This is a genomic window from Mesorhizobium sp. P2_D6, assembly GCF_056404315.1.
On sequence record NZ_JBFUEG010000087.1, the window covers coordinates 1 to 642 of the forward strand.

Annotated in this window: 1 protein-coding gene and 1 pseudogene; both read left to right on the forward strand. The window is 65.6% G+C overall.

From position 1 onward, the window contains the following. A pseudogene (locus AC1D1L_RS33730) lies at nucleotides 1–219 on the forward strand (3-phosphoshikimate 1-carboxyvinyltransferase); the annotation flags it as partial. A gap of 255 nt (nucleotides 220–474) precedes the next feature. Then, nucleotides 475–642: (d)CMP kinase (locus AC1D1L_RS33735; RefSeq protein WP_477345853.1), on the forward strand; the 168-nt coding region annotated here is incomplete at its 3' end.

The window sequence follows — 642 nt, forward strand, 5'->3', positions numbered from 1 at the left end:
GTGGTGCGCGGCAAGCCGGGTGGCAAGGGGCTCGGCGGCCATCCCAATGGCCAGGACACGACCGTGCAGACCCATCTCGACCATCGTATCGCCATGAGCTTTCTGGTCATGGGGCTGGCGACGGAAAAGCCGGTGACCATCGACGACGCCGCCATGATCGCGACCAGCTTTCCGGAGTTCATGGGATTGATGACGGGACTGGGCGCGGAGATCGGGTAGGTTGATGGGCTGGAGTCAAACTCGAACGCCGGCGGGACAGCACCCCCCTCTGTCCTGCCGGACATCTCCCCCGCAAGGGGGGAGATCAGGCATCACCGCAGCTTTCGCTAATCTTCAACGCTACAGAATTGAGCAGGGCGCCAAAGCCGCCAATCTCCCCCCTTGCGGGGGAGATGTCCGGCAGGACAGAGGGGGGTGGGAAAGATCGCGGCGTCTGCCTTGTTCATCGCGCCTCTCGATCGCGGCGCCCCGCCAATGACCCCGACTTTCACCATCGCCATCGACGGTCCCGCCGGCGCCGGCAAAGGCACCCTTGCCCGCCGGCTGGCCGACCACTACCGCCTCAACCTGCTCGACACCGGCCTCACCTACCGAGCCGTAGCGCACACGCTGCTCCAGCACGCACTGCCGCTCGACAATGTC